At 49.4% G+C, this 20,353-nt stretch carries 21 protein-coding genes; 12 read left to right on the forward strand and 9 right to left on the reverse strand.

The features are described from left to right. Positions 1–26: 26 nt before the first annotated feature. Together A5320_RS05200 and A5320_RS05205 are read right to left on the reverse strand one after the other, a co-directional pair. On the reverse strand, positions 27–815 hold the full coding sequence (locus A5320_RS05200; RefSeq protein WP_068061826.1) for a thioesterase II family protein: 789 nt from the start codon (positions 813–815) through the stop codon (positions 27–29). A gap of 365 nt (positions 816–1,180) precedes the next feature. After that, the gene (locus tag A5320_RS05205) at positions 1,181–1,366 is read right to left on the reverse strand and encodes a hypothetical protein (RefSeq protein ID WP_068061829.1); all 186 of its coding nucleotides are present in this window, start codon (positions 1,364–1,366) and stop codon (positions 1,181–1,183) included. A gap of 735 nt (positions 1,367–2,101) precedes the next feature. On the opposite strand from A5320_RS05205, the gene A5320_RS05210 reads away from it, so the two are divergent. From A5320_RS05210 to A5320_RS05235, 6 genes are all read left to right on the forward strand, one after another. After that, on the forward strand, positions 2,102–2,386 hold the full coding sequence (locus A5320_RS05210) for an ArsR/SmtB family transcription factor (protein WP_068061832.1): 285 nt from the start codon (positions 2,102–2,104) through the stop codon (positions 2,384–2,386). 76 nt (positions 2,387–2,462) lie between these two features. After that, on the forward strand, positions 2,463–3,587 hold the full coding sequence (locus A5320_RS05215) for a flavin-containing monooxygenase (protein ID WP_068061837.1): 1,125 nt from the start codon (positions 2,463–2,465) through the stop codon (positions 3,585–3,587). 12 nt (positions 3,588–3,599) lie between these two features. After that, positions 3,600–4,418 (forward strand): hypothetical protein, encoded by an 819-nt coding sequence (locus tag A5320_RS05220; protein ID WP_068061841.1) that lies wholly within the window; start codon positions 3,600–3,602, stop codon positions 4,416–4,418. A gap of 62 nt (positions 4,419–4,480) precedes the next feature. Continuing rightward, positions 4,481–5,536, forward strand: coding sequence for an AraC family transcriptional regulator (locus tag A5320_RS05225; RefSeq protein WP_068061849.1), 1,056 nt, complete (start codon positions 4,481–4,483; stop codon positions 5,534–5,536). Positions 5,537–5,721: 185 nt separating this feature from the next. Beyond that, the gene (locus A5320_RS05230; RefSeq protein ID WP_197489986.1) at positions 5,722–6,891 is read left to right on the forward strand and encodes a nuclear transport factor 2 family protein; all 1,170 of its coding nucleotides are present in this window, start codon (positions 5,722–5,724) and stop codon (positions 6,889–6,891) included. A gap of 92 nt (positions 6,892–6,983) precedes the next feature. Continuing rightward, complete coding sequence (locus A5320_RS05235) at positions 6,984–7,541, forward strand: NUDIX hydrolase (RefSeq protein WP_068061852.1); 558 nt, start codon at positions 6,984–6,986, stop codon at positions 7,539–7,541. Between the two features lie 87 nt (positions 7,542–7,628). On the opposite strand, the gene A5320_RS05240 is transcribed toward A5320_RS05235, so the two are convergent. Further along, positions 7,629–8,387 carry a DUF2306 domain-containing protein gene (locus A5320_RS05240; RefSeq protein WP_082971544.1) on the reverse strand — a complete coding sequence of 253 codons (759 nt, stop codon included), beginning with the start codon at positions 8,385–8,387 and terminating at the stop codon, positions 7,629–7,631. Between the two features lie 177 nt (positions 8,388–8,564). Here A5320_RS05240 and A5320_RS05245 point away from each other — a divergent pair, with 177 nt between their 5' ends. From A5320_RS05245 to A5320_RS05255, 3 genes are all read left to right on the forward strand, one after another. Beyond that, positions 8,565–9,785 carry a helix-turn-helix domain-containing protein gene (locus tag A5320_RS05245; protein ID WP_068061855.1) on the forward strand — a complete coding sequence of 407 codons (1,221 nt, stop codon included), beginning with the start codon at positions 8,565–8,567 and terminating at the stop codon, positions 9,783–9,785. A 131-nt stretch (positions 9,786–9,916) separates the two neighbouring features. Then, the gene (locus A5320_RS05250; RefSeq protein WP_068061856.1) at positions 9,917–10,189 is read left to right on the forward strand and encodes a DUF3297 family protein; all 273 of its coding nucleotides are present in this window, start codon (positions 9,917–9,919) and stop codon (positions 10,187–10,189) included. A gap of 225 nt (positions 10,190–10,414) precedes the next feature. Then, positions 10,415–13,141 carry a CHASE domain-containing protein gene (locus A5320_RS05255; RefSeq protein WP_068061860.1) on the forward strand — a complete coding sequence of 909 codons (2,727 nt, stop codon included), beginning with the start codon at positions 10,415–10,417 and terminating at the stop codon, positions 13,139–13,141. Positions 13,142–13,281: 140 nt separating this feature from the next. On the opposite strand, the gene A5320_RS05260 is transcribed toward A5320_RS05255, so the two are convergent. The 3 genes from A5320_RS05260 to A5320_RS05270 form a co-directional block, all read right to left on the reverse strand. Further along, entirely contained in the window at positions 13,282–14,412 is a 1,131-nt protein-coding gene (locus tag A5320_RS05260; RefSeq protein ID WP_068061864.1) for a DUF6136 family protein, read from the reverse strand. Next, positions 14,409–15,068, reverse strand: a complete 660-nt coding sequence (locus A5320_RS05265) for an ABC transporter ATP-binding protein (RefSeq protein WP_068061867.1) — start codon at positions 15,066–15,068, stop codon at positions 14,409–14,411. Before A5320_RS05265 ends, A5320_RS05260 begins: the two co-directional genes overlap by 4 nt. A 123-nt stretch (positions 15,069–15,191) precedes the next feature. Continuing rightward, positions 15,192–16,031 (reverse strand): AraC family transcriptional regulator, encoded by an 840-nt coding sequence (locus A5320_RS05270; protein ID WP_068061868.1) that lies wholly within the window; start codon positions 16,029–16,031, stop codon positions 15,192–15,194. Between the two features lie 192 nt (positions 16,032–16,223). Here A5320_RS05270 and A5320_RS05275 point away from each other — a divergent pair, with 192 nt between their 5' ends. Beyond that, positions 16,224–17,015: an alpha/beta fold hydrolase gene (locus A5320_RS05275; protein WP_068061871.1), complete on the forward strand. Its 792-nt coding sequence runs from the start codon at positions 16,224–16,226 to the stop codon at positions 17,013–17,015. A gap of 121 nt (positions 17,016–17,136) precedes the next feature. Here A5320_RS05275 and A5320_RS05280 read toward each other — a convergent pair whose 3' ends face one another. Further along, positions 17,137–17,334: a hypothetical protein gene (locus A5320_RS05280; protein ID WP_068061874.1), complete on the reverse strand. Its 198-nt coding sequence runs from the start codon at positions 17,332–17,334 to the stop codon at positions 17,137–17,139. A gap of 161 nt (positions 17,335–17,495) precedes the next feature. Here A5320_RS05280 and A5320_RS05285 point away from each other — a divergent pair, with 161 nt between their 5' ends. Both A5320_RS05285 and A5320_RS05290 read left to right on the forward strand, forming a co-directional pair. Continuing rightward, positions 17,496–17,891: a DUF1398 family protein gene (locus tag A5320_RS05285; RefSeq protein ID WP_068061876.1), complete on the forward strand. Its 396-nt coding sequence runs from the start codon at positions 17,496–17,498 to the stop codon at positions 17,889–17,891. A 33-nt stretch (positions 17,892–17,924) separates the two neighbouring features. After that, on the forward strand, positions 17,925–18,395 hold the full coding sequence (locus A5320_RS05290) for a MarR family winged helix-turn-helix transcriptional regulator (protein WP_068061878.1): 471 nt from the start codon (positions 17,925–17,927) through the stop codon (positions 18,393–18,395). A 435-nt stretch (positions 18,396–18,830) separates the two neighbouring features. Here the strand turns inward: A5320_RS05290 and A5320_RS05300 are convergent, their stop codons facing one another. Then, the gene (locus tag A5320_RS05300) at positions 18,831–19,322 is read right to left on the reverse strand and encodes a DUF7000 family protein (RefSeq protein ID WP_068061885.1); all 492 of its coding nucleotides are present in this window, start codon (positions 19,320–19,322) and stop codon (positions 18,831–18,833) included. A gap of 201 nt (positions 19,323–19,523) precedes the next feature. Continuing rightward, on the reverse strand, positions 19,524–19,979 hold the full coding sequence (locus A5320_RS05305; protein ID WP_068061889.1) for a DUF3592 domain-containing protein: 456 nt from the start codon (positions 19,977–19,979) through the stop codon (positions 19,524–19,526). Positions 19,980–20,353: the final 374 nt, after the last annotated feature.

A 20,353-nucleotide genomic window follows, 5' to 3' on the forward strand; every position in this document is an offset into this window, starting at 1 on the left:
AGCACCACGGTAACTTGTTTTTATACTTATACTGCGACGCGCTTATCGTGACTATGGGCTTGGATTGCGCCAGACAACCAATTTTGCAAAAGCTGTTTTATCAGAGCTAACACGACATTTTGATGACTTTCAATAAAAAAATGTCCGCCAGCAAAGGTATGAACCTCTGCCGGTTTGGTGAAGAACTGCCCCCAATGCGACAAAGATGAAAGAGGCACGTCGTTGTCGTCCCCCCCCCCCATTACATGTAACTGACAAGGAAATGATGCAGTGCCAGTAAAACTGTAGGTATCTGCAATTTGGAAATCAGCACGTAGTAACGGCAATAAATATGCCATCAGTTCCTCATTAGCAAGTATTTCAGCCGGCGTCCCGTTCAGTCGTTGCAGCTCCGCAATAAAATCTGCTTCTGGTAAGCTATAAATCGGTGTTTTAACCCTGATCGTATCAGGGCTGTTACTCCCTGACGCGATAAACATTTCCGGTAACCGTTGCTTCTGCTGCTGTAACTGATATAGCAGCTCGAATGCAACACGGCTGCCAAGGCTATGTCCCAACAGCACATAAGGGCGATCGAGCAACGGAAGAATTTGTAGCAATAAAGCACCAACCAATTCTGGCATGTTGTTATATGCCGGCGATTCCATAAAGGAACCACGGCCAGGCGGCTGGACTGCAATCAGTTCAATTCCCGGTGGCAACTGAGTGGCCCATGGCAAATAAGTCCTGACACCGCCTCCAGCATAAGGAAAACAAATCAATCTGAGGTGCGGCGAATGCACTTTGTGGGGTACAAAAAACCAATGACTACTCATATAAAATTCTTTCTGATTTACTTTTTTGCAGGTTGGTGTTTCACAGAGACAGTTTTCAGCAGGATTTTATCCGATGCAAATCATTGCTATCCCACAGATAAGTTGCTGGAGCTTTCCTCGACATTTTTACTATGCCTGTAGTCGTGTTCAGAAGCAACTCAAAAAAGATTTGCGACTCGAGTGCTCAATCTGCACCTCCGCTTTCAGCAGACATTGAACACGCTCATCAGAGTGACTATAAAGTCCTGGCGGCGTGGCGCACAGCTGACAACAGCCTCACTGTAGACCCATACTTCGCCTGAAGCATCCTCACAAATGATTTGGTTAAAACCAAATGTTAGGCGATAACCGAATATTCATAGCAGTTACTGATCTTTCGCCAAAACACCGAACTGCGGATCTCGCCACGAATGTTCAAGAATACGCACCGATCTCCTGTCGTTTATTACTCCAAAACACATCGACAAAGCCAAAATGGCGTCAATTTGCGCCTTGCTACAAAGCTTGGTTACCAACAGCAGATGCGCGGTCGATGCCATTGGGCGCGGCATTCAAAGTTCCGTCACTGAAAATAGCGGAATTAAAAGAACCAACCTGCAGTTATGCAAGTAAGAAATCCAAAATAAACTATTGATTATACAAAATAAATACCAAAGCATTACAAAGCCAGACTGCAAATTGAAGAGAGTTTCCACGATCAGAAAAGTCTGACGTTCGACCTTGGTAACAGTGCCCATCAGGTCTATAAAAAGGAATGTCTCTAGGTGCTGCTGATGCTTGTGACAATATTCGACTGGCTGCATTAGATGTTGGGATTGGAAGTTTTATCTGGTGAAGACCGAATCGAGTACCGTCTGAGTGATTTTTCGTTACCATTTCGCGAGTTTGCGCAGTTGCCGCAAATTCGAAAAAAAATGCCAGGCTTTCGGACGATCCCGGGTTGTAGTTGTTAAAACAAAAACGTATTCGTCAAACGGAAAATCCGCCATGTTTTTTATATACAAATTAATTGAATTACCCAACACAGCTCACCAACCCGGATATTAATCCAACATTTCGGCTAATAATGGGACGAATACCCCAATTTTTGCATCTTGGCATACCAATATAAATAAGTCCCTTGATTAGGCGCTGACATTCGAACTGGCCAACTTGTTGTTTTAATTAAGCAGTATCCGAACTGACTCCGACTGAGGGATAAATTCCACACCCCCACTTGACGCAACCACACTTGACTCCACAGTCCTTCCCGCCATATACTTCGGAAAATTCCGAAGCGTGTACTTATGACTCTTCCTACTGACGTCAATAAATTCCTGCAAGCACTGTCGAATGAAAACCGGCAGCGCATTATGCTGCTGTTTTCACAAACGCATGTGATGACGGTTGGTGTGGTGGCTGAGCGCACTGGTCTTGGGATGTCGACTGTTTCTGAGCATCTGAAACAGTTAAAAGAAGCCGGGCTTTTAAGCAGTGAAAAATTTGGCAAGGAAGTGGAATACCGGCCGAATGTGGCGCAGATTAAAATCACCCTCGATCTGCTGGGGCAGTTTTTACATAAGTGTTGTTGAATAATTTAACTTTCATTTCGTTATTTCCCGAAATTAAGGATAACGAAACTGGATAACAAAAGTAAGGAGAACGAAGATGCTTGATGTAATCGTCATTGGTGCCGGCCAAGCGGGGTTAGCCGCTGGCCATGCGTTGACCCAGGCCGGACTGAGCTTTCAAATCCTGGAAGCGAGCGATCGGGCGGCTGGTTCCTGGCCGCATTATTACGATAGCCTGACGCTGTTTTCTCCGGCGCGTTATAGCAGCCTGCCTGAGCTGCCGTTTCCGGGGGATCCGGAACGTTATCCGCTGCGCGATGAAGTGATTGCCTATCTGGAAAATTACGCGCGCTATTTTAATTTTCCAATTGTGTATCAGGCGCGGGTGCGGCAGGTGCAACGTGATGGCAAAGACTTTGTCGTCAGTACCGACAGCGGCCAGAGCTACCGTGCGCGTAGTGTCATTGCCGCAAGCGGCCCCTTTAATCAACCCAATATTCCGGCCTTTGTCGGGTTTAGCGAGTTTGCCGGAACTGTGTTGCATTCCTCGGCTTATCGCCGTCCATCCGACGTGTCTGGACGCCGTGTTGCAGTGGTTGGCTCGGGCAACTCTGCGGTGCAAATTGCCGATGAATTGGCGCAAACCCATCAGGTTATTTTAACTGCGCGCCAGCCGCCGCGTTTTATCGCACAGCGCCCGTTTGGCCTCGATTTACATTTCTGGTTGACCCGCAGTGGCCTCGACAAATTACCACTTGGCGACTGGTTTAACTTCCAACCGACCGCGCCGGTGCTGGATCACGGCAAGTATCGCCAGGCTTTTGCCAGCGGACAGACTTTTGAGAGTGGGCAGGCGAATTCTAAGTTGAGCTACCGGCCACTGTTCGACCGCATTACCGCCACCGGCTTGCAGTGGCGTGATCAGCTTGAAGCTATCGACACGCTGATTTTGGCCACCGGCTTTATCAACAGTCCCGCTTATCTCGACGGATTAGACGGACTAGACGCCAGCCGCGCTGCTAAGCAACGCGGCGGCACTGCGCTTTATGTGCCGGGTTTGTATTTTGTCGGCACTGCCTGGCAACGATCCAATGCCTCCGCCACCTTGCGTGGGGTTGGTCCGGATGCGACGCATGTGGTGAGAAAGCTGCAGCGTTACCTGCGCACCGGCTCAGCTTCCCGATTCGGACTTCGGCAATTTTTACCGGCATGTTGCAACTAAAGGGTACGACAAATGAGCGTGTTGCTGAACTACTGGGCGATGGTCAACACCATCGTCATCATGCTGGCGCTTGGCATGGCGTACCGGCCAACTGCCGGGCAACTGCATTTTGCGGTAATCGCACGCGCAGCTATCGGTTATAACTTCGTGTTACCGGCGCTGGGGCTGATGCTGTTAGCGAGTTTCACTGCATGGTTTAGTGCAGAAACGCTGACAGCACTGAGTATGTGTATTGCTGCAGCTGGTGGCACTTCGGCGGGTGCTTTTGTGAAAAAGTCCGGCGCTTCGGCGACATTTACCACTGCCCTCACGGCTACGCTACTCATCGTTTTGCTGGGGCTGAGTCTGGGCGTGATTGCTGTTCTGACCGTCACTGGAAAACTCGACTTCGGCACGCTGTCGTTAACCGCTCTTTGCGGCTATCTGCTGCTGATCACCCTCACGCCTTTTCTGATCGGAACGATGCTGGCGCGACAGTGGCCACTGGTGAGCAATCTGTGGCAACCAAGGCTGGACCGCACAGGTAGCATCATGGTGCTATTGCTAATCGCCGCTCTCGCCTGGCGTTATGGTGCAGAAATACTCGGTGGCCCCGCCGAGCCATTATGGGCGGCGGCGACACTGGTGACGCTGTTGGTATTGCCACCACTACTGCTGGAGCGGCAACCGCTGTTCAAACGAACTTTGGTGCTGACCACGCTGATCCGCAATCTGACTTTGGCGCTGTCGTTGCTGGTGATTATGCCTAATGCCGCACAGCTACTGCCCACTGTGCTGGCGTTTGGTTTATTGATGTATCTGCTTAGCGGCCTGCTGGTACTGTTGCTGTGAAGGGTTAGCGTGCTGGTTTTTTATAATGTTATAGTACGGCGTCTCCACAGTTAAGCAGCACCATGGCAATTTCAGATCAGCTTATCCTATTACTCAGTGGCATCGGCGGCTTACATGGCTTGCTGCTGGCGGCGTTTTTATTCTTCCGGCCGCCCGGCGCCTGGAGCAACCGCTTTTTGGCTGGTGTTATTTTTATGCTGAGCATCCGGGTGTTGAAATCGGTGTTATTCAATTTTAACCCGGACATCGGCAAACAAATTCTGCAACTTGGTTTATCCGCCTGTTTAATGATTGGGCCGCTGCTGTTTTGCTATTGCCTGCAGTTTGTTGGAAAGTTCCAGCGGTCTGCGCTGCATCGCCTGCACCTTGTTGTTCCGCTGTTGCTGGTCATCGTGGTCGGCGGCCTTTATCCCTATCACTTAAACCCGCAGCTTTGGAATGGACCTTTTTACAAAATCATTAATTACAGCTGGCTCGCTTACACCCTGCTGTCGGTTTATCTGCTGTGGCCGAAAATTGTCGGCCTTCAGCTGCGTATCTGGCGTCAACAGTCTGATCTGCTGATTGTTCTGGCGGTGGTCGCTGGCAGCGGGCTGATTTGGTGTACTTATCATTTTGGCACTTATACATCCTATATTTCAGGTGCGTTAACCTTCACTTTTTTAATGGCCGTTGGTGCGCTCGCCCTCCTGCTACAGATGCAGCACAATCAAACCAAAACTGTTGACCGCTACGCCAACAAGAAAATAGCAACCGAAACTGCAGCACCGCTGATCAAAGAACTGGAACAGTTTATGGCGGTAGAACAGCCGTATTTAGATGCCAATCTGGTGATGCCAAAGTTGGCAAAAATGCTCGGCTGGCCCACACCAAAACTGTCGCAATTACTGAATGACAATCTTGATTTGTCCTTTAACGATTTTGTGAATGGTTACCGGATTGAGCATGCCAAAACCTTGTTGCTGGGCGAAGCTTCGATGAAGATGGATGATTTGGCGGAAAGTGCTGGTTTTAATTCGCTGTCGACTTTTTACGCTGCCTTTAAAAAACACACCCAGCTGACACCGGCGAAATATAAGGCTTTGCGCTTAGCGGATGCCGCCCCAGCTTCGGCGTAAAAAGTACCGGAACTCTCAATTCCAAACCCTTAATTCCAAAACCCTCAATTCAAGACCGTTCAATTCCGGAACTTTAAACTCCGAAATTATAAATCCGTCATCCGGAATCATCTTTTGCGCTGGCAGGTCTGGCGCGTCACTCGTAAGTTTGCCCCTGGTTTTTCCCATTTAACTCAGGAGCAATAATGCGTTATTTATTCAAACCCTTGCTGGCAGTTATCGTGATGATGTTGATGCAGCAACCCGGCATCGCAGCCGACGCCAGCAGCCAGCAACAGCCTCAACAACAGCAACAGGTCGCGGCCATTGAACAGGTGCTACATAACTACATCGAAGGCACGTCGTACAACAACAGACCACAAATTACCAAGGCATTTCACCCGGCCGCAGATTTGTTATTGGATAAGGAAGGCCAGGCGTTTAACAAAGTCCCGGTCACCGATTACCTCAACATGTTCAAGCTTGCTGATCACGGCAAATATAATGGCCGGATCGGTGAAATTCTGCAGATTGATGTCAGCGGCAACCTCGCCACCGCCAAGGTTGAGATCCTGATCCCCAGCCGTCAGACCCGGTTTATTGACGTCTTTTTGTTAAAGTACGTCGCGAACCAATGGCAAATCATCACCAAAGCGGCGACCAAAGAAGCCTCCATTCAGAACGGCGTCCGGGTGTTGTTTATCCTGTCCAGTGCGCATTTCCATGGCAACTCGACCCTACCGGCCGGTGTCAGTTTTCCGGAAATTGTGCATGCTTATCAGACGTTTAAAAAAGCTGGTTACACCGTTGAGTTCGTGAGCCCAAAAGGCGGCGCGGTGCCACTTTCCTACATTAATACCTCTGATCCACTGCATAAAATGTATTTGTACGACAGCGATTTGATGTTCGCATTGAAGCACACCAAACAAGCCACTCAACTGCAGGCGAAGGACTACCGTGCGGTGCATTACGTCGGTGGCAGTAACGCTATGTATGGCGTGGCCGACAATGCTGAAATTTCGCGGCTGGTGATGGAGATTTACGAGCAACACCAGGGCATCATTTCAGCCGTTTGCCATGGCACCGCAGGTATCGTGCATCTGAAAACCAAAGATGGCAAATATCTGGTCGATGGCAAACGGATCAGCGGCTACCCGGAAGATTTTGAAAACAAATCCGCCGACTATTTCAAACAGTTCCCGTTTTTAATCAAACAAACGATCGAGAGTCGCAATGGCAGCTTTCACGTGGGTAAACAAAGTGAAGCCTATATTGAAGTCGATGGCCGGATCATCACTGGCCAAAACTATAAATCGTCGGCGTTAGTGGCAGAGGCGATTATCAAACAACTGCAGGCTGAAACGGCAAACAACTGAAATTCTGGCCAGCCTGCGCTCATCACTAACTCAGCAAAAATTGCGACAGCTGGCAGGCGCAACTGAGTTTGTGTGTTCGATAGTAAAAATAGATGGAGATTATTTTGAAAAAACTACTACTGCTTATTATGTTGATTTCACAGTCAATTTTTGCCGAAGAATTGGCAAAACCATCCACCTTTCATCGTTTGCTGGTGTTCAACGACAACAATGAACTGCTGGTTGTCAAAGTCAAAAATTCAGACCGCTGGGTAACGCCGGGTTGGTATCAAGACCACAATCTGACGATTCAAGCTGGGCTGGATGAACTCGCGGCTAGCTATGGCCTAGAAATCACCACCCCAACCTTAAGAGGGGTGTTTACCCTCAAAACTGAACAAAATAAGGAGCTCTCAACGCGGCTGGTGTACACCACAAAAATTAAAAGCGGCGAGTTAAAAGCACCTGAAATGATTGAAGAAATCAGATGGTTGAGTACAAAGGATGCGATGAAACTGATTACTTTTGCCCACATTAATGTGCAAATCGATCAGCTGATGAAGTTCCCGGGCACTATCTGGGGCGGATCGCAGCTGATGTACCAGCAAGATGGTGTTTATAAAGCTAAATTTATTGAGCCTTTTTATCCGCTCACCGCACCTGCGATATGAGATGCAGGTTGTAAAATGAGACTGTTTTAATTACCTGACCAGTGCATGCAGCCGGGCTTGAAAACGCCGGCTGCCGTAGAACTGAGATCATACCGTCTCCGAGCCAGAGTGAATTACAGCGCCTGTTGGCTGCACTATCACTTTGTTCCTGAGCAAGCACTCGGCAAGCAGCAAATTCAAACCAATCCCCAACCAGCGGCCGTAATCGTAAAAAAATGGCGCCAGCAATGGTTTGATCGCAGCAACCTGGCCGAGGGTCAGATCGGCAACGACTTCGATAAAAAGTGGCGTCAATGCTGCGAGAGTGACGGCGACCGCGCGGCACATCCAACGGCGGTGCCGGTCGAATTGCCGGTTCAGTACCGCATAAAACGCCATCGAAAAAGCCAGGATCGTCGCGCTGCAGAGCGACAGCAGACCGATAAATCGCATGCCAAGTTCGTCTGGCGATAACACCAGATGCATCCAAACCCCCGACACTGCCATGGTGCAGCCGCTCAGCAATACCAGCCGGCCGCTGACTCTGTGCCAGCTTGGATGTTTGTGCCGAATGGCCGGCGAGAACTGCCAGGGCATGGTCAGAAAAAACACCGCGCCGCTGCTGCCATGCACGAGCACCGCCCAAGGCGTCGAAAAATAGCTTGGATTAAGCATCGACATCAACAACGTCGACTCGACCGGCCCAAATAGCAGCGATGTAATCAGCAACGACACAATCAATATGGCCGGGATGCCGGGAATGGCCAGCAGCAGCCATAAAGTGCTGACGACCGGCCAGTTATAGTCAATTTCAGCCGCCGGATCAGCGCTGAGTTTTAAAGGGATATTTTTAATCTGCTGGGTCATTGGTTGGTCTCCGGGTTATTTTTGGTTAAGATGCAACCGATACTGCATTCAAGGCCGGAATTTGTCGTCCGAATGCAAAGGCTCGTACTTTTTCAGGTGCTATCCGAACGGGATGGACTAGCAATTTTTCGCCTAATCAATTGAATTTTCACTATTTTCAATGGAGTGACGACCATAGTGACAGAAAATGCGCTGGCGCTTTTTTTAAACGCAGCTGCCCTCGCCATCATCGCCTTTAGTGGCCATTTATTGCTGCAACGGGCCAAACATCAGTCCTTCTATTGGCCATTGCTTGGCTGTCTGCTGGCGATTGCGGTGTTGATTGGCGACCCATGGTTAAAACAGCTGGCGCCTGATTTACGACAGTTGTTTTTGCTGCTGTCATTACCCGCTTTATACTTGCTTCCCCCCTGCTTTTGGCTTTATGTCCAGGGGCTCACCAGCAGCTCCCCCTGGCAATTTCAGAAAAACCATTTCAAACATTTTGCCTTAAGCGGCGTTGCGCTGGTGATTGTCATTTGTGCTTTGCTGCTGCCTGCGGAAATTCGTCATGGCTTGTTGGTGGAAGGCAGCGAAAAAATCCTGGGATCCACCTCTGCAGTCATCCGTAACTTTGTCTACGGCTTAGCGATCCTGACCTTTGGGTTGGTGATCGGCTGGTGTGTGCAGGCGGGCTGTTATGTGCTGGCGGTGTTTCGGCGCTTGCATCGTTATCGCGACCAGCTGAAACAGGTGTTCGCCAGTACCGAGACACACGAACTACGCTGGATCCTGTGGTTGTTGCTGGCGGTGGTCGGGATTTGGTTGTTTGTTGCAGCATCGTTGCTTTACGACAATCTGGTTGTCTCGGTGCCAACAGATCTGCCGACCGATCCGACGCTGCAAAGCCTGGTGGTGTTGGTGCTGATTTGGACCGTTGCCAGTTGGGGCTTGCGGCAAAAACCAGGTTTTGCTGAGCTGTATAAAGCTGATGCCGTAATGCAGGAAAAGCTGCAGGAAACCCTGCAGACGCTGACCGAAGCTAAATATCAGCGATCAGCGTTAAATGAACAGTTGTCCGGCAACATCGTCAATAAACTGCATATAGCGATGACGCAAGACCAGCTGTTTTTAGATGCCGCTTTGTCATTACCTAAACTGGCGAAGCATATTGCCACCTCGCCCAGCTATATCTCGCAAACGCTGAATGAGACCATCGGCGTCAACTTTTTCGATTATGTGAACAGTTACCGGGTGGAAGCCGCCAAAATACAGCTCCTCAACACCGACGAAACGGTGCTCGATATCGCAATGAACGTGGGTTTTAACGCCAAATCTTCGTTTTATACCGCCTTTAAAAAAGAAACCCAACTGACACCGAGCCAATATCGCAAAGCACGGCAACAGCTGGCACAGTAGCGTCGCGGGCAAGTTGCGCATCGGACAGGCGCATTGAGTTCAGCCATTCGCCATTCTAATCGCTGCTCTTGAGCGAAAAGTCGGTTTTGCCTACAATGGCGCATCTTTTATTCACCACAGAACCAAGTCTCATGACCGATATCCAGAACGACACTCAAATCGACACCAGCGCACGCCCGGCTTTACCAGACCGTCTTGCCGTACAACCGCGCAGCCCACATTACAATGCGGCAATTTTCGAACACGACATAGGCATCCGCCTGAACGGCAAAGAACGTTTTGATGTGGAAGAATATTGCATCAGCGAAGGTTGGGTCAAAGTCGCAGCAGCCAAAGCGCTGGACCGTCGTGGCCAACCGCTGTTAGTGACGGTGAAAGGTGTTGTTGAAGCTTTTTATCGTTAAGACCTTTCGATAAAACTTCAAATAGATCGTAGGGCGCCACTCGCCGCGGCAGCGGCAGTGGGCCCTATGGTCATTTATCAATTGCCGTCCTTATCACGGATCAACCAATTCCCGTCAGACCAAAACCTCAATCCTTGGCTTAACCCCACCCTTCCGCTATCTTAGTTTAGTAAGCTGTTGTGCTTTAACCTGTTACCACAAAACAGCACGGGGATGCAGTCACCAATGCCAAACTCCAATCAGCCAATCCCGATGCCCCCGCAAAGCACTTTATCCATCATTGCAAAGATTGCGCTGTTGGCCATCGCCTACATGCTGACCGGCCATCTGGCGATGCTGTTGTCGGTGCCGCCGGGCTTTATCAGCTCGATTTTTCCGCCGGTTGGCGTGGCGCTGGCGGCAGTGCTGATTTGGGGTTATCCACTATTAATTGGCGTGTTCCTGGGTTCAACCTTACTTAACCTGAGTATTGCCATTAGCAACGAGCAACAGCTTAACTGGCAACAACTGATCATCGCCAGTAGTATCGCCTTTGGCACCACAGTGCAGTGTTGGTGTGCTAACTGGCTGATCCGCCGCAAGATGAGTTTCCCCAACCCCCTAACCGAAGATCGCAACATCCTGTTATTGCTCTTTATTGGTGGCCCGCTGACTTGTTTGCTCAGTGCCAGCGTGGGTACGGCGGTGTTGCACTTCCACCAGATTATTACCCCTGGGCAACTACTGTTCAGCTGGTGGAATTGGTGGATCGGCGACAGTATCGGCGTACTGATTGCAATGCCGCTGATGTTTATCGCCTTTGCTTACCCACGCGAAATATGGCGGCGTCGGGCAAGTACAGTCGGGCTGCCGTTGTTGCTGAGCTGTGTGGTGATGGTGGTGCTGTTTTTTCGGACCAGCCACGGCGAGCAATACCGGCTGCAACAGCACTTTCACGAACAAGCCAAACTGATGGCACAAAGCATCAAATCGCGGATTTCGTTATACAGCAATTTAGTACTGCCGGTGGAGCGGCTGTTTACTGCATCGGTCGATGTGACCGCCGCCGAATTTGCGATCTTTGTTGATTCCATTCTCAATAATCATCCGGGTATTCGTGCCATGAGCTGGAATAGCAAAGTCACTCAGGATCAACGTGCGCTATTTGAAGCAGGTTTACAGGCAACAACCGTCGACAGCATGGGGATCACCGAACGGGATCACCGCGGTCAGTTGATCCCTGCGGCGATCAGAGCTGAGTATTTTCCTGTCACCTATATCGCGCCAATGCCGCTGCACCTGAACGTCACTGGCTATGATGTCGGCTCCGAGGCTTTGCGATTGCAAGCACTGCAAACAGCGGGCGATCAGGGCACGGCAACTTTAACGGCGCCACTGGATTTGGTACAAAACCAGCAACAGAAAAATGCCATGTTGTTGTTTTATCCGGTGTACAGCTCCGCCGAAACACCGCTGTTGGTCGCAGAGCGCCGCCAGGCGTTGCGTGGTTTTGTGGTGGCAGCTTTGCATATGGATGATGTAATTGGATCTGCAATTCGCGACTATCCGGAACAAAGTTTTCAACTGCTGCTCACCGATATCAGTGACAAATCCGTGCCAGAACAGTCCAAAATGGAGCCCGGAATGGAGCCCGGCAATCTGTTCAGTAAAATGACCAGCCCGCTGCCAGCTTATGCCAAACGGTTAATTTGGCTCGAAGAATTTAGCGTAGGTGGGAGGCTATTCCGGATGGAGATTCTGCCGACCGAACATTATTTGCAAACCCAGAGCACGCTGCAGCCGTGGGCGGTGCTCACCGGCGGCTTGTTGTTGTGCAGCCTGCTGGGCGGTTTTTTATTGTCAGTAACCGGTCGCGCCGAACATGTGCAGCGACTGGTGCGGCAACGTACGCTGGAATTGAGCGGCATTCTGGATAACGCCGCCGAAGCTATTCTGATTTTTGATGCTGCAGGCCAAATCGAACGCGCCAACGCCGCAGCGCAACAGTTGTTTGGATACAGCGAAAGGCAACTGCCAAAGCTGCACATTGGCAGCTTATTACCCGAACTTCAGCAATCCGGCAGCTCATTTTTACAAAGCCGGCAAGGTCGCTCGACCGAGACGGTTGGTTTGACAGCCACACATTCGACGCTGGAGCTGGAAATCAGTTTAAGTAGTTACGCCCTGCCCGGTCACACCTGGTTTATCTGCCTGTTACATGACATCAGCGAGCGGAAAAAAGTTGAGCGGCTCAAAAGCGAATTTATTGCCACCGTCAGCCATGAACTGCGCACCCCGCTGACCTCAATTAAAGGATCACTCGAACTGGTCAATGCCGGTGTGCTGGGGCATGTGCCGGAAGCCGCCAGCAATATGCTGAGCCTGGCGCAAAAAAATACCGAACGGCTGGTGCTGCTGGTCAATGATATTTTAGATATTGAAAAACTTGAGCTCGGTGACTCGGAGCTGATGCTCTCAAGCTGTGATCTACGCGAACTGCTGCAGCAGGCACTGGCGCAAAATCAGGGTTACGCGGCCAATTTTGGTGTACCGCTCAGCCTTGATTTACAAGCCTTGCCACTGCTGGTGTTGGTAGAGGTGAATAACCAGCGGTTGCAACAAGTGTTGAGTAATCTCATCAGCAACGCGGTGAAATTTTCCGAAGCCGGCAGCCCGGTACACATCAGCGCCGAATTGCAGGCAAATCAGGTATTGATCAAAGTTCGTGATCAGGGCCCCGGCATTCCGGCCGAATTCCGCTCGCGGATTTTCCAGAAATTCGCCCAGGCCGACGGCTCAGATTCGCGCCAACGCGGCGGCACCGGCCTTGGCCTCAGCATCTGCAAAGAACTGATGGACCGGATGCACGGCACTATTGGTTTTGATAGCGTGGAAGGAGTGGGTAGTACTTTTTATATTACGTTGCCACGAGCACCGACAACGAATGAATCAAGCGACAGCAGGTTGTCTTAATGACCTGTGCTGTCGTGAGGCGCCGGAATGACGCAACGTGAGGCTGTTTGTCATCTTTAAAACAAAATGACGACTTAACTTATCTACTTTTATGCCGATTTCAACTGCATATAACCAGAAGTTGCGTGCCATAAAACAACTTATGCTATAACCGCCCTCACCACCACCAAGCCTACCATCAGCGCCAATGGAAACACCAAAAACAGCTGCGGTTTTAGCCAAATTCCGGTTAGTGTCACCACATAAAACAACAACCACAACCCCCATTGCGTCAGGCCAAAAATTCCTGACATTAGCATCAGCATGACGCCAAGCGTGGTCTTTGCCACAACATACATCAAAGCCTGCGTCCCTTGTGTGGCTGCTCTTTGCGGTAAAGTCGCCAGATAAAGCTGATATTGTGCGCGCAGCGCCTGGGTGCCAAACAAGCTGCTGGCAAGCAATAACGCAGTTAAAAAACTGATGAGATTCAATAGATAAGGTGCGAATTCGGCATTGACTGCCGCAACACAGACCCGCGTCAAGGCGATGAGTAACAACAGCGCCACCAGCCGCAGGCATTCTGCCGAAGGTGAATCCATATCGGATCTTAATAACAAACGGTACAGGCCTTGCGGCCAGCGGCCTAATTTTAGCGAAAACGCCGGTAACCAATGCTCGAGAAGTAGCACCGCGCCCCACAGCAATAACCACTGCGGCTTGGAAAATTCTGCTGCCCAGCTAAAAGCAACAAACGGAAACAGCAACAGACTGAGCCAGGGAGTTTTCCGGCGTAGCGCCAACCGGCTATAGCAGATAGCGAGCAGCAGCATCCCGGCCAGCGGCACCAGTTCCAGCCACAGCTGCGACGATCCGGCAGCGGTCAGCCGAGCGCTTTGCTGCAACAACACCACACTGAGCAACACCAAAGGCCCCAGGATAAAAAAGTTGGCGCCATAAAGCACCAATCCCGCGTTACTGGCAGCTTTTAATAACGGTCGGGTTGGTAAGGAATGCAGATACAGCTGATAACGATTACCGCTGATCCCTTCACGTTGCAACGTCATCCAGCTATACAACAACAGCAAATAACCCCACAAGGTATTGAGGTACACCAATGCCGTGGTTGCCGGATTGGCAGCAACGCCTAACGATAACAGCGGCAGGAATACCAAAGCCGGCAGCGCCATTGGAAATAACACCACTAGCCCAAAACCAATTTGTTGCAGGCTTTGTAGCCACTGCCACAGCTCCTCATGGTAAATCCGGACCCGCCACAACCAATAATTCATGCTGTTTTGCTGGCTCCGTCCTTTGTTGACTCAAAAGCAGCGGCTTCGCTATTGGCTATCAGATCCGCCAGCGGCAGATGTAGCATCGGTAAATCACCGGCAGACAATGGCTCGTGGCTGGCGACTATCACCTGACCCGGATAATGGGTTAAAACGCGGGTAAGCACTGCCCGGGACTGCTCGTCCAGGCCATTGCTGGGTTCATCCAATAACAACAGCTCTGGTTGATGTTGCAACGCCATGATCAAACTCAGTTTTTTATAGTTGCCAAGCGATAGGTCACCCACTTTGGTGCGCATAAAGGGTGTCAGACCAAATTCAGCTGTCCAGTCAACTGCGGTTTCGTCGTGATCGCCCGCAAATTGCAGTGACTGAAACTGCAGTAATTCCTGCACCGTCATAAACACCGGCAATTCAACTTTGTTGGCACTGATGCCAATCAACCGTTTTGCCTGAGGCTGTAATACATCTTGTTGTTTGAAGCTGACCTGCCCGGCCAGTGGTTTGATTAAACCCGCCGCCAGTAACAATAAAGTGGTTTTACCGCTGCCATTGGCGCCAGTGATCAGCACCCGCGGCGCTTCGATAGCAAAGGACAACTTGCGAAAGATCACTGCGTTGTCGTAATGGTGGCAGACCTGGTTAAACTCTAACAATGGTGCATTTTCCTTTGCTGGAAGTCTGTTGCGCGTTTTTGAATAATGAAGTTTTTACCATCAAACACAACACGGTTAAAACTGAAATTTGTAACACAAAGTTCGATTGACAATTCAGGCTGCTTACTGCTGCAGCTGCAACCACTCTCTGGGGCTGCTGCCGGTTTTTCGCCGAAAGGTGCGAGCCAGCGCCGACGGGCTTTCATAACCGACGTCATCAGCAATTAGCGCAATGGGACGGCCCTCCCGCAATAGTTTTTGCGCCAAACTGACCCGCCAGCTCGCCAGATAATCGGCCGGCGTAATACCCACCACTTTGTGAAACTTGGCAGCAAAACTGGCTCTGGACATACTGGCGGCACTGGCTAGTTCCGCTACCGACCAGGCTTTGGCCGGTTGGTCGTGCATCAGCGTCACTGCTTTGGCTAACCGCAAATCAGCAAGACCGGCCATCATGCCCGACGCCACACTGCTGCTCGCCATCATATGCCGCAGCAATTGGATCACCACCAGCTCAAACAACCGGTTTAACACCGCGTTTTTGCCACAATGCTGGGCAAAAGCTTCCCCAAACAACCAGTCGAGATTGCCGCTCAGCATCGGAATGTCCGCCAACGGCATCAGCACATAAGCTGGCAACGCCATGGTCAGCGGATTATCCAGCCCGCCATCAAAACAAAGTGCTGCCGATACCAGCTCCACCTGCTGCTGACTTTCCATGCTCGGCACAGGCGCTGCCTGCAGGTTATGGCTGCAAGGCCGTGGCAAAAACACCAGACTCGGCTCGCTGATGCGGATCGGTTGCTGCTGACCCAACTGCAGCAACGCATCCCCCGCGCGCAGCAAATGCAATTTGGCGCTGCGATCTTTGACATCAAAACCAAGCTCAGCCTGCAACTCACCACCAAAAATCGTGGTGGCGTGCATCCCAAACTGCGCTAACAAAGTAGAAAGGCGATCCATAAAAACCTCAAATTAGACGATCTGTTGCATAAGTTAGATTATTTGAACCCAAAAAGAAAGCTCATCGCCTTACTATAACCACAGCTGCCAACCACCAGATGCAAGCAACGGCAACCCTGGGTACAGCAGACCAACAACAACCAGGCCACTGTGGCCAACTTAATCAGCGAATAACACCAAAAGGAACATGCCATGAAAAACTTCAAATCAACTGTATTCACCAGCGCTATCGCTTCAATCAGCCTGCTGTTTGGCGCTGCCGCTTTTGCTGCCGACAAACCAACAGTACTGCTGGTCCACGGCGCTTTTGCTGAATCGTCCAGCTGGAATGGCGTGGTGGCCGAGCTGCAGCAACAAGGTTATCCGGTAGTGGCGGTTGCCAATCCATTGCGCAGTGTAAAAACTGATGCCGCCTATCTGGCCGACATTGTGGCGCAAACCCAAGGCCCGGTGCTGTTAGTGGGTCACTCTTATGGCGGCTCGGTAATTAGCAATGTCACAGCGGATGCCAGCAAAATTAAAGCCCTGGTGTACGTGGCTGCTTTTGCTCCGGCACAAGGTGAAAATATTGCAGAATTATCAGGCAGATACCCAGGCGGCACTTTAGGCCCGGCGCTGGCAGCTCCGGTGGTATTAAAGGACGGCAACAAAGATTTATACATTCAGCAGGATAAATTCGGCGCCCAGTTTGCAGCCGACGTACCTGCCGCCGAAGCCGCATTAATGGCTGCGACGCAGCGCCCGGTGACCGAAGCGGCCTTGCATGAAGCCTCAGGTATCCCGGCCTGGAAAACCATTCCATCCTGGGCGATTTACGGTACCGCTGATAAAAACATTCCGGCCGCGGCAATGAAGTTTATGGCCAAACGTGCCGGTGCTAAACGGATTGTCGAAGTCGAAGATGCCTCACATGTGGTGATGACGTCCAACCCAAAACAAGTAGCCGGGCTGATTATTGAAGCGGCGGAAGCAACTGCAAAATAACGGATATACCGATGATCAGCGCAGAGCGTTCTGAAACGCTGGTTGCCTGAAAAACCAATGCCCTGAAGCACATTCAGGGCATTGGTACTTTAAGACATCAGCACTTTAAGACATCAGTACTTTAAGGAATTGATAACGAACGCTGCGGTGCTCTGTTGGTCGCGCTTGCGCTATTCATCAGCTCGCCAACTAACGCAGACAGGCCAATAAAAACCAGTGCTGCCAGCAGGTTGTAAAACAGACCGGCCGCTGCTGCAACCTGATCTTTGTAACCAAAAGGCTGAGTGTGACCACAATACCGATCAATAAAACCACCCAACGTCAGCTACCTGCCTTGACATAGTTTCCTAGGAAACTTAAATTAAGATTAGTTCCTTAGGAAACTATATCGGTGACCACTAGCTTGAAAAACGCCGGTGCTGAGGCCCAAAGCCACACCTCGACATGTAACGACAATGCTTAACGTAACAGAGGCAACAGATGAACCCAACGCAAACCCAACTGATCAACCAAGCTTTTAGCAAATCGAACGCCGGACAAATCCATTTTGGTCAGGTGATTGGCATGCTGATGGAAGCAGACGTTGAATCCTACGCGGTCGATTTTCGAAGCGGCACCACTACTTATTACACTAAAGCCGATCAATGTTATGCCCTGAGTTTCGCACCTTCCGGCACAGCGGTGGCGCAGCAATTTAGTAAAGATGCGGTAAAGCAGGCCATTGTCAGTGCGCAGCAAGGCAAGGTGTTGTACCCGGAATTTAAAGAACTGGTATTAGCAGCCGGTTGTATTGGTTACAGCGTGTGGATTGCCGGTCGCCATGTAGTGTATTTTGGCCGTCGTGGTGAGCAACATGTTGAGTTTTTTCCGGATTGATAGCTAACCAAGGACGCCGAAGAGAATGAAGCAATGACCAAAGCAGCGACAAGTCATATCAGCAACTTAGAAGACCATTTGGGCTACCACCTGCGCAGCGTATCCAATGCGGTGTCGCACAGTTTTGCCCGAAAGCTGGCCGCCACCGAGGTTACAGTCGCCGAATGGGTGATCCTGCGGGAAATGTTTGGTCAGGACAACCAGACATCCCCCAGCGCTATCGCCGACTTAACCGGCCTGACCCGTGGCGCCGTGTCCAAACTCATCGAGCGGCTGTTGCAAAAAGGCCTGGTCGAACGCACGGGTTCTGACGCCGACCGCCGCTGCCAATGGATCAGCCTAACCGACAGCGCCAGAAAGTTAGTACCGCAGCTGGCGCAACTGGCTGATGACAATGACGATTATTTCTTTGGGGTATTAACCAGCAACGAACAGCAGCAATTAAAACAACTACTGGATAAACTTCGGGTACATCACCAATTACTGACAAGGCCGGTGGATTAAACTGCAAATACCGGGATCGTTATGCAAAGTGCATCGTAGCGGCAATATAACGCTCGCCACACAAGCGAGCAACTTGCCTAAGGCTGCAAATGACGCGGCTTGTTATGTTTTACGGCATAGCTTACAAACGATTACCTTTTGCTAAAGATTTTAGTAAGCGCCACTTTGGTATAAGGAAAAAAGGCTGCAACACAATAAAAGTAAACAACCAGACTTTAAACGAGACCCAAAGATCGTATTGAAATAACTGAATAAAGCCTATAAACAGGCATAAAACAAAAGGTGTCATTTCAATCCAAATTAACGCTTGGAAAAATTGTTTGCTGAACAATGCTTCCTCTCAAACATAACGTAAAGCACACGGGTGGCGAGCCGCGCAGCGGGTTGACGTCCCTGCGACCAACGGGAGCGAGTGCTGCGTATTGTTATGTGCCACTACTCGTATGCCTCCAGCATGTTAAAAATTTCCTGTGATAACGGTCCGAATGCATTGTGTATAGATTCAGAAAGCCTTTTATCATTGTCAAAGCCTGGATTCGCAAGCAGCGTAACTTCGAAAATTGAATACTCCGGCATTGTTTCCGGATTTACCCACTTCACACCTTTTAGTTTTTCCCAATAACGAATTTGCACATCCTTCGTTTGTCCAAGAAGCCAAAGTTCGAAATGTACCTGCTGATGGTTAAACACAATTGCTAGCTTTAGCTTATTCTTTTTTAAATAATCATTTTGCAGATAAAAGTAAGTGAAATCTATGTAGCCATGCAGTACATTTGCAACTGAGAACTCACCTTTATATTTTTTTGAGAATTCAGTTCTAAGGTTTTGAACAATACCGACCAGACTTTGATAGGTTTTTTGAATCTCACCACTCGCGAAAGCCTCCTTGTAGGCGGGTATCAGAGTATTTAAGCTTTTACCTGACATGATCCGTGTCCTCTGGCTTTAACTAGTACATAACTTCCGGCTCTGCGGCAGGCAAAAATGGCGCTGCTTTTGCACAAGCAAAAGGAGCGACAATTTTGGCTGTCCGACAGCAGCCGTTTGTTAGGGTTCATTACTGACAGTCCTAAATAAAACTCGAATTTTTTTTCTAGATTTATTTTAAAAAACCAAAAGACTTGATAATCAAGAAATCCAATTTGGCCTAAATAAATAAGCTATGCCAAATGATATAAACATTACTAATGACTGCCCCAAGAAATTGAATAAATTGAATCTATGAACAACTGATTTACTAGGTTCACTTGGGTCTACATAAACAATAATATTCTGAGATGGAATGTAATCATCATTGGGTTTTGAAAATGTTTGAACTAGCCCAAAATATTCTCGTTTCGATATATACTCCTGCCCCTTGTACACATACTTGTATGACAATTTTCGCTCATAGGAATCTTTTTTACCTTGACTATCTTCAACTTTAACAAAATTAACGTCCACAACCTCAGAAGAAACCTTATCCCAATCTGATGACTCCGAGTAACAACTAAATACGTAAATTGCATGCACCGCTAAGAAAAGACCAGAACCTAAAAGCAAAAGAAAAAGTAAAAATTCGTATATTTTAGAAAAAACACTCATAGTTCAAACCAGTACCTAACTATTTGCTTTGGGACGGACAACGCAACGCGTTGGACGTCCCAGCCCCGCAGGGGTGACCAACAGCAACTTGTTATGTTTTTTGTGCAATACAAATCAGTCGGATCTAAATAGTACATTTGAAATTGCTGTATAAATAAATTTTATTATTACGAAAAATAGTAGAGAGCAAAAAACAAACAGCGCCAGACTCAACACTTGCACCAAGTAACCCAAAGGACTTAGTAGAACAGCAGTTGCAAGTGAGATGCTAAAAATATATCTCTGCAATATACTGCCGCTTTTAAAAGCGATATATGTGCAATAGCTTAAACTTCCATAAAACCCAACCACAGCGCCTATTAGCAAAGCTAAAC

Source organism: Rheinheimera sp. SA_1 (assembly GCF_001669775.1).
Classification (GTDB): Bacteria; Pseudomonadota; Gammaproteobacteria; order Enterobacterales; family Alteromonadaceae; genus Pararheinheimera.